The following is a 452-nucleotide window of genomic DNA, read 5'->3' on the forward strand; positions in this document are numbered from 1 at the left end:
AGCCGTATTGTTTTGCGGAATCATGTGCCGCAGCTTTTGGATGATGTTATTGGGATCATGGAAAAATTTGGAGACTTTGATGTGGTGCAGGAAGATCTGATCCACCAGGAGCTTTTTGAGAACAGTATGGAACATGGGCGGCACAGGGCAGCTACAAAAGGTTATACCCTGCAACAGATCCTAAGAGAATATATCATTTTTGACAAGGTTATCTCCAGGTATCTTTCAGGAGCTAATGTCCAGTCCCCGGAAGCCGCGTCTGTAATAAAATATTCCATTGAAAATGCAATGCTGTATTCCGGTATCGCCTTTAATGAATCTATACAGGAGGTGCGTCAAAAATTTATAGCGCTGGTAGCTCATGATATGCGGAATCCAATTTCGGCCGCGCTGTTTGCTATGAAAATGATGAAGTATGAGGAAGGGGAGGAGCGGTTCGAATTGGTGCGAAG

Annotated in this window: 1 protein-coding gene; it reads left to right on the top strand. The window is 44.2% G+C overall.

Going from position 1 to position 452, the window contains the following annotated elements; all coding sequences use genetic code 11:
- The coding region (locus tag HC175_RS18580; protein WP_479685241.1) for an ATP-binding protein at positions 1 to 452 on the top strand (452 nt) is incomplete at both ends.

The organism is Salinimicrobium oceani (assembly GCF_012037645.1).